This is a genomic window from Gilliamella sp. wkB108, assembly GCF_001690195.1.
GTDB classification, from domain to species: domain Bacteria; phylum Pseudomonadota; class Gammaproteobacteria; order Enterobacterales; family Orbaceae; genus Gilliamella; species Gilliamella apicola_L.
Genome location: NZ_LZGM01000049.1, coordinates 1 through 13,267 on the forward strand (window position 1 = coordinate 1; position 13,267 = coordinate 13,267).

A 13,267-nucleotide genomic window follows, 5' to 3' on the forward strand; every position below is an offset into this window, starting at 1 on the left:
TATATCTATAATAATCAAAGCTATTTCATTTATAATCTTATTTATTATGTTTTTTGTTTGTTTAAATTTTATCTTCAAATCTTCAGCTTTAATTAAAGTTGGAGAAGATCAACCATGGTTTTGGGTCAACAATAGCAGTGCAAAAAGCTCTCAATTTGCTTGGATACCTTCTACTAATACGGATTGGTCATTAAATAAATCTATGTGTGAATCACATAAATTTGATATAAAGGAATGGTCTTATAAAGTAAATATGCCACTACAAACGGCAAAAATGATCTGTTCTCATTTTTCTAATGAAAGATCACAAAAAGACATATCAAAAATAATTAAAGAGCAAAATCACTTTTTTATTCCTACAAGCATAATACTTGTAATCATAATGCTTCTATTAATCAATGATTTTTGGAAATTGGTTAAAGTTGATGATCTAAAACAACAAATAAAAACTCAGAGAAAAAAACACAGAAAGAAACTTAAAAAGGAATTTTTTTAAACGTAAAATTTAAAAAATTTTTTATAACAATAAAGAAAATTAATTCACTTGAATTTAACTCATTCATCACTGGCTCTATAGAAAATTACTGCTTCAGAGCCAGTTAACAAATCATCAATCAATAATAACACGTCCGTTTAGAGGTTGTACCGGGCGGTTGTTGTCGTGGTGCATGATTGAGTGGAATTTTTCAATTTGTTCAGCAGATGCGTTGCCTTGTTGTTCTAATACTATCCATCTCACTCCTTCAGTACAAGGAGGCGTGGTCAAAGATCCACTAAATCGATAATAATCTAGTTTATTGGGTAATAACGCTTTTATATCAACGGATTGATTTAATGCTACGGTGCTTTCTGCTTCTGTTGGAATTTGTTGCCAAGCTTTTGCTAATTCAGCATTAGTTTTACCTTGATTGAACATAAGTGCTACAACTGTAAGCTCGCCATCTTTGTTTTTATAAACAAAATGGGCTTCAAATGGATAGCTTTTACCATGAATTTGGTTTTCACTTGGTGAATGGAAATGGAATTGTTGTAAAACAAATTTTTCATTATCCAATTCTAATGTATTATCTTGATTAACATTAATTTGAATAGTATGACCATTATTAATAATCTGTTGATTTCCCGATTTAAAACTTAATTTAAGTGGTTCGTGATTAGTTTTAAATGCATGGTCAATGTTAACAGGAGATTGGTTTTTACCATTTTCACAAGTTGAAAATTCAGGTGAAAGCTTACCCCAATATTCCGGTGCGCTTTGTCCTTCATAACCCCAATGTGAATCATGTTCAGCAGCTAAACAAGGTAGACTTGTTACCATTAACGCCATAATCAGTGTTTTTAGTTTCATTTTATCTCCGAAATACTCCGTACAATTTAGGTGGTTGAATTATACGCTTTTCATATAAACATTACTATATGGCCGTCTTTTATTATTAATCAAATAAATCAATTGGTTAAAATTTAAAGATAACAAACATTTGCCGTTAGAATATTTTTAAATGGGCTGCATTCAAGAGGTCAAAAAGTAGTTTTAATAGTGAGTAAAATAAGCGACGTTGTGTGAAGCAATGAAGAAAAATAATCTGTTAAATAGATATAAAAAAACCTGCCATAAGCAGGTTTTAAATAACTGAGATTGGCTCCTCCAACAGGACTTGAACCTGTGACATACGGATTAACAGTCCGCCGTTCTACCGACTGAACTATGGAGGAACACTTAACGGACGAAATATTATCGATTTATGACGATAATGTCAATTCGAAAAGCATTAATCCTACTCAATTGCTCAGCTTGTAAACAAAATGCATGCTGGATATGTTAAAATAAATAATAATATTATATGAAAGGTAAAAATAACGTTTATGAAAAAAAATATTTGTGTTTTTTGTGGTGCCAGTGAAGGCAATCGAGTGGAATATAAAACCCAAGCTGAACAACTTGGTGAGATATTGGCTAAGCAAAATCGACGATTAATCTATGGTGGAGGTAATAAAGGTTTAATGGGCGTGATTGCCAATGCAGTATTAGCGCATGGTGGTGAAGTGATCGGTATTATTCCTGAACGTTTAGTTAAAGCCGAAACGGCGCATCATGGGATCACTCGTTTAGAAGTTGTTGAAAATATGCATCAGCGTAAAGCAAGGCTCTCTGAGCTTGCTGACGGTTTTGTGGCAATGCCCGGAGGAACCGGAACATTAGAAGAGGTTTTTGAAATGTGGACAGCCATGCAAATTGGTTATCACGAAAAACCGGTCGCACTATTTGATACACTTGATTTCTGGCAACCTATGCTCGCTTTTTTACAGCACTCAGTCAATGAAGGATTTATCAGAGAGAGTTTTTATAATACCTTAATCGTTTCTGATAAAGCGGAATCGTTGCTACAAAAAATGGATGATTTTGTTCCGAGAGATCTACAGCGTTGGGTAAAAAAATAGTAGTCATTACATAAAAAAATCGCCATCTTACGATGGCGAAAAGCTTACTAGGCTAACCTTTTTTTCACACAACATTCTCAGGCTTTTTAATCATTGCGTAAGCAACACCTGCTATAACTGATCCGATTAGAATTGATAATAAATATCCACCAATAGGTTTTACAACACCAGGAATAGCTAAGGCAAATAATCCACCATGTGGGGTCATTAATTGCGATCCACAAGCCAGTGCGATACCCCCTGTAATGGCACCACCGATGATACAACAAGGGATAACACGCAATGGATCACGTGCTGCAAATGGAATCGCACCTTCTGAGATAAAGCATAAACCTAATACCAGTGAAGCTTTTCCACTTTCTTGTTCCGGTTTAGCAAACTTTTTACGTGCAACTAGTGTTGCAAGACCCATTGCTAAAGGTGGTACCATACCGCCAGCCATAACAGCTGCCATTGGTGCATAAACTTGAGAAGAGATTAAGCTAGTACCAAATGCGTAAGCGGCTTTGTTAATCGGTCCACCCATATCAACACACATCATACCACCTAATATAGCACCTAAAATAACCGCATTTGCTGTTCCCATTGAATTTAGCCATATTGTCACAACGTTCATTAACCATGCTATTGGGCTACCAACAATAAATTGCATTACAAGCCCTGTAACTAATGTAGCTAGTAATGGCACAATCAGAATCGGTTTTAAGGCTTCCATACTTTTTGGTAGTGGTAATTTTTTGGTAATTAATAGTGCTAAGTAACCAGCAAAATAACCAATAATAATACCGCCCAAGAAGCCAGCTTTGGTTGATACGGCTAGCAAACCACCTACAAGTCCTGGAGTGAGGCCAGGTCTATCGGCTATTGAAAAGGCAATATAACCCGCTAAGAGTGGTACCATAAGAGAAAATGCCAAGTCACCAATCTGTTTTAAGTGAGGTTCACCTACCAATTCTTGAACTAAGGCCTGTTTTACAACTTCAACACCATTTTCTATCACTGTTACCGTTTTTAATACTTCTTTAAACTCACCAAACGCAAACGAAAGTGCAATAATTAATCCACCAGCCACAACCATTGGTAGCATATACGAAACACCTGTTAATAGATGTTGGTAAAGACCTTTCTTCTCTTTGGCTGAACTAGCAACTGAATTACTGGAAGTTGGCTGATATACAGTTGCTTCTTGAAACGCTTTATCCAACTCTTGTGCGGTCTTTTTAAGCGCTGGACCTGTTTTGGTGCGGTAAAGTTTTTTGCCGGCAAATTTACTTAAATCGACATCAATATCACATGCAACAATAACCACATCGGCTGATGCCACTTCTTCAGGGGTTATTTCATTACCTACACCAACTGAGCCACGAGTTTCAACTTTACACCACCAACCACGTTTTTTAGCTTCCTCTTCAATGGCTTCTGCTGCCATAAAAGTATGTGCTACCCCTGTTGGACAGGCTGTAACGGCGACGATACGTTTTACATTATTTTCTGGGGTTGATGATGATCCACTTTCAGCAGTTTGTTCATAAACCACTGCTTTGCTTGGAGCATCAGTTAAGATCTGTTTTGGATTGGTAAAAAGATCATCTAACTCTTTTACAACATAGACTTTTTTACCAACAACGGCTTTGTCATTGATTGTTCCAGAACCAACAGCAATAATAATGTCTGCTGATGTTGCACTGTCAACTATATTGAGATTTAATGATTTAGCGACTAAAGCTAATTCTGCTTTAGCTAAACGCCCATTAACTGGACCAATATTACTACCTTCAACAATATATATATTCATGAATACTCCTATCCAGCAATTATTTCAATTTTATCTAGCATGTTGGTTACCGCTTGACGATCAGATATTCCTACACCAGCTTGACCGACCGATAAGGTTGCCACACTCGATGCAAAAACTAATGTGTCTTTAATAGATTGATTAGTCAGTAAACCATACATTAAGCCAGCTACCATTGAGTCCCCAGCACCTACCGTACTAACTACTTTCGATTTTGGTGGTTTAGCTAGCCATACTTCATTTTTCGTTACCCATAAAGCACCTTTACTACCGAGTGAAATGATGACGTTTTCAACACCTTCATTCACGAGTTCTTTGGCTGCAGCTTTGATCTCATTTAGCGTTGATAATTTTCGTCCAACCCACATTTCAAGTTCTTTATCATTAGGTTTAATTAACCATGGTTTAGCTTTTAAGCCTGCTACTAAAGCATCTCTGCTACTATCAAATACAATTTTTGGACAAATTGTTTTAACTTGTTTCATCCATTGAGTGAAGTTATCAAGCGATAAACCAGCGGGAAGACTGCCACTAATTGCCACCATATCCATCTCTTTTAACCATTCAAGTGAACTTTTAACGAAATTTTGCCAATCTTGATCACTAATGTTGAAACCGGAAAAATTAAGGTCAGTCACCTCGCTATTTTGTTCGGTCAATTTGACATTAATCCGTGTTTGTCCTTTAATAGTTTGGAATTTATCCACCACCCCTAAAGATTTAAACAGCAAATTGTAACCATCACGATTTTCTTTTCCTAAAAATCCTCCTACAGTTATTGGCATATCTAAATCAGATAATACCTTAGCAACATTGATACCTTTACCGGCTGGTAATAAGGCATTTGTTTGTACTAGATTTACTTCACCAAGTTCAACTTTTGGACAAAAGCCTAAAAGATCATAAGCTGGATTTAAAGTTATAGTTGTAACACGATAAGCCATTATTCCTTCCCCTCACCTAAACCACTTTCAATAGCTTTACCAATTGCATCAAGAGCTTGTTCGGCATCACTTCCTTCAGCAGTGAATTGTAATCGACTACCTTTTTTCGCGCCTAGAGCGACAATTTTCATCAAACTTGTTGCACTAACAGGTTCACCTTTACCATCTAAATTAGCCACTGTTACTTTACTGTTAAACTCTTTTACTAATTTCACAAGTACTGAAGAAGGGCGTGTATGTAGGCCATTTTCATTTAGAATGATAAATTCACGACTCAAACTATTGTTGCCTGATGAAGTATCTACCGTTTTAGTTGAGGTATTTTCTTCAATTTCAGGTTGATTAGAAGCTGATGATGCGTAGCCGGGTATAAGTAAATTAATCAGCATTTTTGAGTTAGCAGTAAGTAATTCCTCTAATTTTTGATTAACAACTAATGTGGCAATATGATTAACAATTTCTGCTATTGAATCATCTATTGCTGACATAGTAATCAGTAATTTAACCGGTTTACCATTTTCACTAATGTTACTTATCGTGCGACTGATAGCCATAGCATTTTTTAAATTACCTTCTTTGCTATCATTAAGCCAAACGCCATTACCTAAATAACTTGGTTTGTTATCTAGTACATTAACGATAAAATTGGAATTTACTGCATCTTGCTGTTTTAAACGTGAAGCATTGAGTGCTTGTAAAGTTGCTAACCCATCAGCTGGAATATCAAGTAAAATGGATGATTCTTTAATAGTGAACTGTTCATCTGCCTTACCTGTTAATATCGCTATCGCTTCATCAGCAGTTTTGATATTTTTTATTTTTTCTTCAACACCGTCTGCACCGAGTACATGAGTCAGTTGACGAAGGAGTTCTAAATGTTCATCAGAACTTGCAGCAATACCAATTGCTACATAGGCTTTTTCACCATCATCGCCCCATTCAACCCCAATTGGGAAACAAAAAACCTGTACACCGGTTTTTTTTACTAAATGGCGAGTTTTGGTGGTGCCATGTGGAATAGCCAAACCAATACCCAAATACGTCGCAGCTTGAGCTTCACGTTCCAGCATGCCATTGACATATCCATCCTCAACAAATCCGGCGTCAGTTAAGGCTGCCGCAACTTTTTTTATCGCTTCTGTTTTGTTGTCAGCTTGTTCATTTAAATGAATATTCTCTTTAACTAAATGAAACATAAAATAATTACCTCTGGGTTAAAATGTTGGGTCTTCTAAAATGACTCAGCAATTGTTAATCATTGATTGAATTTTATTGAATCGTTTCAGCAATAATGAATAGAAATAGCTTAATGATCAAATAAATTATTTCTATTAATAAGTAATATGTGATCTAGATCTGATTTTTAATTAATTTACCTTGAGGTTTTTCAAAATTAGCATTAATGACTATACTTGCTGTTTACGTTCACGACTTAAACTACCTCGATAAATTAATCGTCTTGGAATAACACTGGTTCCGGGATCGTAATTTTTATTATGTAAACAATTGAATAATAATTCTATCGCGACCTCTGCTATGACTTTGTGATCTTGAGAAAGTGAAATGACTTTACAAGGTAAAAAATCAAGTAACTCATTGTCACCAAACGTGGCAATAGTGAGTTTTTCAGGTAATTGACCGAATTTTTTCAATATGGCATCAATCGTTCCTTGTAATAGAGAAAATGATGTTGTGAAAATTCCGTCAGGAATATCATGCGTTTCTAACCATTGACTAAAAGCTATTTCAGCATCATGACGACTGTAATTATTGGCATATAAAAAATCAACTTTATTATTACTTTCCTTTGCCACTTCTTTAAATCCGTCTATTCGTAGCTGACTGACCGAAAGATTAGGTAAAGCACCTATATAAGTGACCGAACCCTTAACAAATTCGTTAAACACTCGCGTTAATTCCTTAGCATCTTGTTTATCTGCGCCAACAATATTGCGAAATTCGGTCGTCGATAATGTTCTATCTAATGCAAATAAAGGAATTTTATGATTTTCCCAATCATTATAAAAAGCATAGTCTTTAGCAGATTCAAATGAGGAAGATATAATCAGTGCATCTACCCTACGTTGTTTTAAATGTTTAACACACTCTTTTTCAATCTCTGGGTTATCTTCAGAACATGAGAGTAATAGTTGATATCCCTCTTTCCTGACTAATTGTTCTAAATAGTTAGCAATACGCGTATAACTGATATTTTCTAAATCAGGTATGATAATACCGATGGATCGAGTTTTACCGGCTCTAAGCCCTGCCGCAACTGCATTCGGTTGAAAATTATACTCTCTCACCACTGCCATCACTTTTTCGATAGTGTTATCACTAACTCGATATTCTTTGGCTTTGCCATTAACTACATAACTTGCCGTAGTTCTAGATACACCGGCTAAAAGCGCGATTTCTTCCAATTTCATAACTATTTTCTCGCAAAAAATACTGTCGGATATTTAACATGAATGGGAATAAATTGTAAACATTCATCTAGTTTTTACTTAATAAACAATGGTTAATTAAATCATGATTGATTAAAAATACCACATAATAAACCTTACCTTTACTCATATCGGCATAAATTAAAAAAGGTTTAGTCAACATTTAACGGATAATTGGCAATTTGATTATTAATAATAAATCGCAATTTTTTGATCGTGAATATTCTCTATTTTTACTGGGGTATCAAATATATCTTCTAGAATTTGAGAATTCATAATCTGTTCAGGTTGTCCTTGATAGGCTAATTCACCATTTTTCATAGCCAGAATATAATCAGAATAAACCGATGCAAAATTAATATCGTGAATCACTATTACAATGGTTTTACCAAGTTCATCAGCAGCTCGGCGTAATTGTTTCATCATTACAACAGCATGTTTCATATCAAGATTATTGAGTGGTTCGTCAAGTAATACATACTGTGTATCTTGACATAATATCATTGCCACATAAGCTCTTTGCCGTTGACCACCTGATAATTCATCTAAAAAGCGATCTTTAAATTCAGTCAAATTTAAAAAATCAAGTGCTTGCTTAATATGTTGATGATCATCTGCATTTAAGCGTCCTTTAGTATATGGGTAACGTCCAAATCCTACTAATTCAAAAACAGTTAGTCGGCTGGTAAACTGATTTTCTTGTCTTAGTACCGAAAGATAAGTGGCTAATTTATCACTAGGTGTAGTAACTACATCCATATTATGAATTCTAACTTGTCCCTCATCCGGTAGTAATAATCGGCTTATAATAGAGAGTAAGGTAGATTTTCCAGCTCCGTTAGCACCTATAATGGCAGTAATTCCCCCTTGCGAAATAGTCGCATTGACATTTTTTAATACCGAGATCGTTTGGTATTTTTTACTGATATTATCAATCTCTATCACATCGAAACCTTTTTCAATAATAAGAAAATAAATAACGCGCCACCTATAAATTCAATCACAATAGATAAAGCACCAACATGGTTGAGTATATGTGTAAGAAGTAATTGTCCACCAACAAGAAATATAATACCAAGCAAAAAGGCTGTTGGTAATAAAAAGCGGTGCTGACTGGATCCACTAATACTATAAGCTAAATTGGCAATTAATAATCCCAGAAATGTAAACGGTCCAACTAAAGCTGTTGATATCGCCACTAACACAGAGACGAGAAGTAAAATAATGGTAATACTTTTTTGATAATCGACGCCGAGGTTAATGGCATTATCTCGTCCTAACGCCAGTACATCAAAACGATATCGCATGCGCCATAAAAACAGACCAATAATAGTAGCTATTGCTAATGAAAATATAATTAATATCGGCTCTGCGCGCGTGAAGGTAGCAAAAATTCGACTTTGTAATATAGCAAATTCACTCGGTGACATTAAGCGTTGAAGTAAGTTTGAAAAGCTACGAAAAAGTGTACCTAAAATAATGCCGATCAGTAATACTAAATGTAAATTTTGCTTAAGTGCAGTAAATAATCCACGATATAAAAAGAGAGAAAACAATATCAGTAATAGTGATTCAAATAAGAATTTTCCGATGACTCCAACATTAACCATATCTTGTGCATCAATAAAAAAAATGACAATTGTTTGAATCAAAACAAATAAGGCCTCAAAGCCCATAATCGAAGGCGTTAAGATGCGGTTATTTGTGACTGTTTGAAAAAGTAAGGTAGATGTGGCAGAGGCAAAAGCAACTAAGATCATAGTCAATACAATCCACATGCGATGGAGTAAAATATAACTAATATTACCTTTTAAATTAAACATGATAAAACCAGTGATACACACAAGCGATACCAGTAACAATATTAATAATCTTTTTTGACTAGGAATATGGCGATGATGATTAATTAACATGACGTCTTTTACTCAACAATATTAAAAAAATAATCGCGCCAAGCACGCCGAGAATAACACTGACAGGAATTTCAAACGGATAACGGATAATGCGTCCAATAATATCGCAAACTAACACTAATCCAGCGCCAAAAAGACAAACCCAAGGAATGGTTTTTCGAACATTATCGCCGAATAATAAACTTACCATGTTCGGCACAATTAATCCTAAAAAAGGTAAAACGCCAACTACCACGACAACAATACCACCAATTAAAGCAATCACTACCAATCCTTGTAACATTACCCGACGATAATTTAGTCCAACATTAACCGAAAAGTCACGACCTAATCCCGCTACAGTAAACTGATCTGCACTCCAACAAGCAAGTATTGTCAATCCTCCGACTAACCATAATAGTTCATAACGTCCTTGTAAAATCCCTGAAAAATCACCCGATTCCCAGCCACTGAGTGATTGTAATAGATCATAGTACATTGCAAAAAATGTAGTAACTGCACTAATTACTGCTCCTAACATGATTCCAACCAGTGGGACAATAAGTGCTGATTTGAAGACTATTTTGCGTGAGATCGCCATAAAGAGCATAGTGCCTATCATAGCAAATATGCTAGCTACCACCATTTTAGTCATGACACTGACATCTGGGACTAAAACCATCACAACTAATAATCCTAAACTTGCCGATTGCGTAGTACCAACTAAAGAAGGTTCAACAAATCGATTTTGGGTTAAAAGTTGCATAATTAAGCCGGCAACACTCATTGCACTGCCGGCTAATAATAGGGCTAAGGTTCTAGGGATGCGACTTACAAAGAAAATTTGTTGCATGTTTTCATCAGTCAAAAGTCCTGATAAAGTCACATGCCCTGCTCCGATCGATAAACTTATTGCAGTCATTAGCAATAAAATAGTAATGCCTGCAATAAAATAAAATGATTTAATCATGCTCTACATCAATTAGATGATGTTTTTTGTAAAACTTCATTGAGTTGATCGAGCAAACGACTATAGGTTTGTATACCGCCTGCTATATACATAGAAGTAGAGTCTAGATAAATAACATGATTATGTTGCCAAGCAGCGGTTTTCTGGATTAGTTCATTATCTAATACTTGCTGTGCTGATTGAGCTTCTTTATTACCGATAGCATTATCTCTATCGAGAACAAATAGCCATTCTGGGTTGACACTTAGAATAAATTCAGAAGTCACTGCATTACCATGACGTCCGGCATCTTGAAAGGTCGTTGCTGGTTCAAAACCAAGCTGATCAAAGACAAAACCAAATCGTGATTTTGAACTATAAGCCGACATTTTGCCCCCATTAACCATTATCACTAATGCAGTACCAGCAGTACTGGTTTTAGGTTTAAGTTGAGCAATTTTCTGATTAAAATCATCTATTAACTTTTTAGCTTCATCTTCTTTATGAAAAATGGTGCCTAACTGCTGTGTTCGCTGAGTTAAACTGGTTAAAAAGTCTGTTGAATCAATATCTAAGGATATTGTCGGAGCAATTTCACTTAATTTATTATAGACATCTGTTGTACGTCCGCCGGCAACGATTAAATCAGGCTGTATCGAACTTAACACTTCATAATTTGGTTCAAAAAGAGTACCAACATTCGTATAGCTATTATTACTGTATTTGGATAAAAAATCAGGTAAGTGAACATCAGATTGAGGAACAGCAGTCACAGGGATATTTAATGCATCAATAATATCAAGCGTTGCAATATTGAAAACAACCACTTTTTGGGGATTATCAGGTACTTCCGTTTTACCTTGACTATGCTCAATAGTTATAGTTTTTACAGGCGTCTGTTTTTCTGCTTTATTATCACATGCGACTAAAGCTAGTAGTACGGTCAGTAATACTAAAAATCTAACTTTGATAAATGAATACATTTGATCTCCTCATTATCAGTTCTGAATGAAAACAGTATAAATGATAAATATAATTGTTATCATTTGCACTAAATTGTAACGAAAATCTTTGCTGTCTTCAATGAACTTTAACTATTTAGAAGAATGAATATAAACTTGGCGTTAATGATTTTGGTAGTGGCATTTTATCATCGATAATAATGGCACTAAACAGAATAAATTCACAATAATATAATATGCAGACAATCTCACCTATTTAATTAAAAAATTAAAAATGACATGTTAACCTAATTACTTTTTTGATAACCATTAAATAACTCCATGCCCTTTATTCATAAATGCGAGATATTTCGATTTCCTGTAATAAGTGAGCAAAACAGTAAGATGAAATTATATTGTCTCTTTTGCTAGCTCTTTAATTTTGCGCGTTAAGGTATTACGTCCCCACCCTAATAAATGGGCAGCATCTTGTTTATGACCACGAGTAAAATTAAGCGCACAATTTAATAAAATACGTTCAACATCAGTTACCGCCTCGGTCAATATGTCGGTTTTACCCGAAATTAGCGCCTGTTTCGCCCACTGTTCTAGTAAAGTTTGCCAATTGATTTCGGGTTGAATCGGATCGGCAATGGTTGTATTTATTTCATGCCTAACTGAAAACTTAGAGGCTGATAATTGTAGTAATTCAGGAGGGAGATCTTGAACTAAAATTTCTTTACTTGAAGACATGACGGTTACCCAGCGACACGTATTTTCCAGTTGTCTAACATTGCCCGGCCAATTGAACATACACAAAATATTTAATGCCTCAGGACTGAACACTTTACTTTCTACCCCTAATTCTTTGGCTGTCGTATGTAAAAAATGTTCAGCCAGTTTTGGGATATCTTGCGCACGATCTCGTAATGGTGGTAATAAAATACGTATAACGTTTAAACGGTGAAATAAATCTTCTCTAAATTTACCTTCCCGCACTCTGGATTCTAAATTTTGGTGAGTTGCAGCTATAATACGAACATCAACTTTAACCGGAGAATAACCCCCAATACGATAGAATTGACCGTCAGCAAGTACGCGTAATAATCGTGTTTGAACATCAAGTGGCATATCACCAATTTCATCGAGAAAAAGGGTTCCACCATTAGCCTGTTCAAAACGACCATGTCTAATGTGAGCAGCACCAGTAAAAGCACCTTTTTCATGACCAAAAAGTTCTGATTCAATAAGATCTTTAGGAATAGCAGCCATATTAAGCGCAATAAAAGGCGCGTTACAACGTGGGCTATGAGTATGTAATGCTTTAGCAACTAGCTCTTTGCCGGTTCCGGATTCACCATTAATTAGTACGCTAATTGATGATTTAGATAATCGCCCAATAATTCGAAATACCTCTTGCATTGAGGGAGCTTCACCAATGATCCCTGTCGAGGCTTTTGCTGTTGTATAATCATTTGGTTTTTGATTTTGACTTTGTAAGATAGCTCGTTCAACGAGTTGGATCATCTCATCAACATCAAAAGGCTTAGGGATATAATCATATGCGCCTCTTTGGTAGGCATTGACTGCTGCATCAAGATCCGAATGCGCAGTCATAATAATAACCGGTAGATTGGGTATCTGCTCTTTCACATAATGGAGTAAAGTAAATCCATCAAGACCCGGCATTTTAATATCTGAGATTAATACTGCTGGTTTTTGGGTATGGCTTGTTAATGCATCAATGACGTCTTGCCCACTGGCAAAACTGACACAGTTAAAATTAGCGTTAGTCAGTGCTTTTTCTAATACCCAGCGTATAGAACTATCATCATCAACAATCCAAACATTCATTCTAAA

The 13,267-nt window shown here is 35.4% G+C and carries 12 protein-coding genes and 1 tRNA gene; 2 read left to right on the forward strand and 11 right to left on the reverse strand.

Annotated features, from left to right (window positions below):
* Positions 1 to 496: DUF6216 family protein (locus tag A9G11_RS14355; protein WP_218056052.1), on the forward strand; the 496-nt coding region annotated here is incomplete at its 5' end.
* Positions 497 to 610: 114 nt separating this feature from the next.
* Here A9G11_RS14355 and A9G11_RS04725 read toward each other — a convergent pair.
* On the reverse strand, positions 611 to 1,348 hold the full coding sequence (locus A9G11_RS04725) for a carbonic anhydrase (protein WP_065618364.1): 738 nt from the start codon (positions 1,346 to 1,348) through the stop codon (positions 611 to 613).
* Between the two features lie 289 nt (positions 1,349 to 1,637).
* Positions 1,638 to 1,713 (reverse strand) — tRNA-Asn (locus A9G11_RS04730).
* Positions 1,714 to 1,863: 150 nt separating this feature from the next.
* Here A9G11_RS04730 and A9G11_RS04735 point away from each other — a divergent pair.
* The gene (locus A9G11_RS04735) at positions 1,864 to 2,439 is read left to right on the forward strand and encodes a TIGR00730 family Rossman fold protein (RefSeq protein ID WP_065618365.1); all 576 of its coding nucleotides are present in this window, start codon (positions 1,864 to 1,866) and stop codon (positions 2,437 to 2,439) included.
* Positions 2,440 to 2,503: 64 nt separating this feature from the next.
* Here the strand turns inward: A9G11_RS04735 and fruA are convergent, their stop codons facing one another.
* From fruA to glnG, 9 genes are all read right to left on the reverse strand, one after another.
* Entirely contained in the window at positions 2,504 to 4,234 is a 1,731-nt protein-coding gene (gene fruA / locus A9G11_RS04740; RefSeq protein WP_065618366.1) for a PTS fructose transporter subunit IIBC, read from the reverse strand.
* An 8-nt stretch (positions 4,235 to 4,242) separates the two neighbouring features.
* The gene (gene fruK / locus A9G11_RS04745) at positions 4,243 to 5,178 is read right to left on the reverse strand and encodes a 1-phosphofructokinase (RefSeq protein WP_065618367.1); all 936 of its coding nucleotides are present in this window, start codon (positions 5,176 to 5,178) and stop codon (positions 4,243 to 4,245) included.
* On the reverse strand, positions 5,178 to 6,374 hold the full coding sequence (gene fruB / locus A9G11_RS04750) for a fused PTS fructose transporter subunit IIA/HPr protein (protein WP_065618368.1): 1,197 nt from the start codon (positions 6,372 to 6,374) through the stop codon (positions 5,178 to 5,180). The genes fruK and fruB overlap by 1 nt, the downstream gene beginning before the upstream one ends.
* Positions 6,375 to 6,584: 210 nt before the next feature.
* Positions 6,585 to 7,607: a catabolite repressor/activator gene (gene cra, locus A9G11_RS04755; protein WP_065618369.1), complete on the reverse strand. Its 1,023-nt coding sequence runs from the start codon at positions 7,605 to 7,607 to the stop codon at positions 6,585 to 6,587.
* Between the two features lie 207 nt (positions 7,608 to 7,814).
* The gene (locus tag A9G11_RS04760) at positions 7,815 to 8,570 is read right to left on the reverse strand and encodes an iron ABC transporter ATP-binding protein (RefSeq protein ID WP_065618370.1); all 756 of its coding nucleotides are present in this window, start codon (positions 8,568 to 8,570) and stop codon (positions 7,815 to 7,817) included.
* Positions 8,567 to 9,538 carry an iron chelate uptake ABC transporter family permease subunit gene (locus A9G11_RS04765; protein ID WP_065618371.1) on the reverse strand — a complete coding sequence of 324 codons (972 nt, stop codon included), beginning with the start codon at positions 9,536 to 9,538 and terminating at the stop codon, positions 8,567 to 8,569. The genes A9G11_RS04760 and A9G11_RS04765 overlap by 4 nt, the downstream gene beginning before the upstream one ends.
* Entirely contained in the window at positions 9,528 to 10,484 is a 957-nt protein-coding gene (locus A9G11_RS04770) for an ABC transporter permease (RefSeq protein WP_065618518.1), read from the reverse strand. Before A9G11_RS04770 ends, A9G11_RS04765 begins: the two co-directional genes overlap by 11 nt.
* An 11-nt stretch (positions 10,485 to 10,495) precedes the next feature.
* On the reverse strand, positions 10,496 to 11,449 hold the full coding sequence (locus tag A9G11_RS04775) for a siderophore ABC transporter substrate-binding protein (RefSeq protein ID WP_141674347.1): 954 nt from the start codon (positions 11,447 to 11,449) through the stop codon (positions 10,496 to 10,498).
* A gap of 369 nt (positions 11,450 to 11,818) precedes the next feature.
* Positions 11,819 to 13,261: a nitrogen regulation protein NR(I) gene (glnG, locus tag A9G11_RS04780; RefSeq protein ID WP_065618372.1), complete on the reverse strand. Its 1,443-nt coding sequence runs from the start codon at positions 13,259 to 13,261 to the stop codon at positions 11,819 to 11,821.
* Positions 13,262 to 13,267: the final 6 nt, after the last annotated feature.

Coding starts and splice junctions, on each gene's coding strand:
- A9G11_RS04725 (WP_065618364.1), bottom strand. CDS start 1,348: ATGAAACTAAAAACACTGATTATGGCGTTAATGGTAACAAGTCTACCT.
- A9G11_RS04735 (WP_065618365.1), top strand. CDS start 1,864: ATGAAAAAAAATATTTGTGTTTTTTGTGGTGCCAGTGAAGGCAATCGA.
- fruA (WP_065618366.1), bottom strand. CDS start 4,234: ATGAATATATATATTGTTGAAGGTAGTAATATTGGTCCAGTTAATGGG.
- fruK (WP_065618367.1), bottom strand. CDS start 5,178: ATGGCTTATCGTGTTACAACTATAACTTTAAATCCAGCTTATGATCTT.
- fruB (WP_065618368.1), bottom strand. CDS start 6,374: ATGTTTCATTTAGTTAAAGAGAATATTCATTTAAATGAACAAGCTGAC.
- cra (WP_065618369.1), bottom strand. CDS start 7,607: ATGAAATTGGAAGAAATCGCGCTTTTAGCCGGTGTATCTAGAACTACG.
- A9G11_RS04765 (WP_065618371.1), bottom strand. CDS start 9,538: ATGTTAATTAATCATCATCGCCATATTCCTAGTCAAAAAAGATTATTA.
- A9G11_RS04775 (WP_141674347.1), bottom strand. CDS start 11,449: ATGTATTCATTTATCAAAGTTAGATTTTTAGTATTACTGACCGTACTA.
- glnG (WP_065618372.1), bottom strand. CDS start 13,261: ATGAATGTTTGGATTGTTGATGATGATAGTTCTATACGCTGGGTATTA.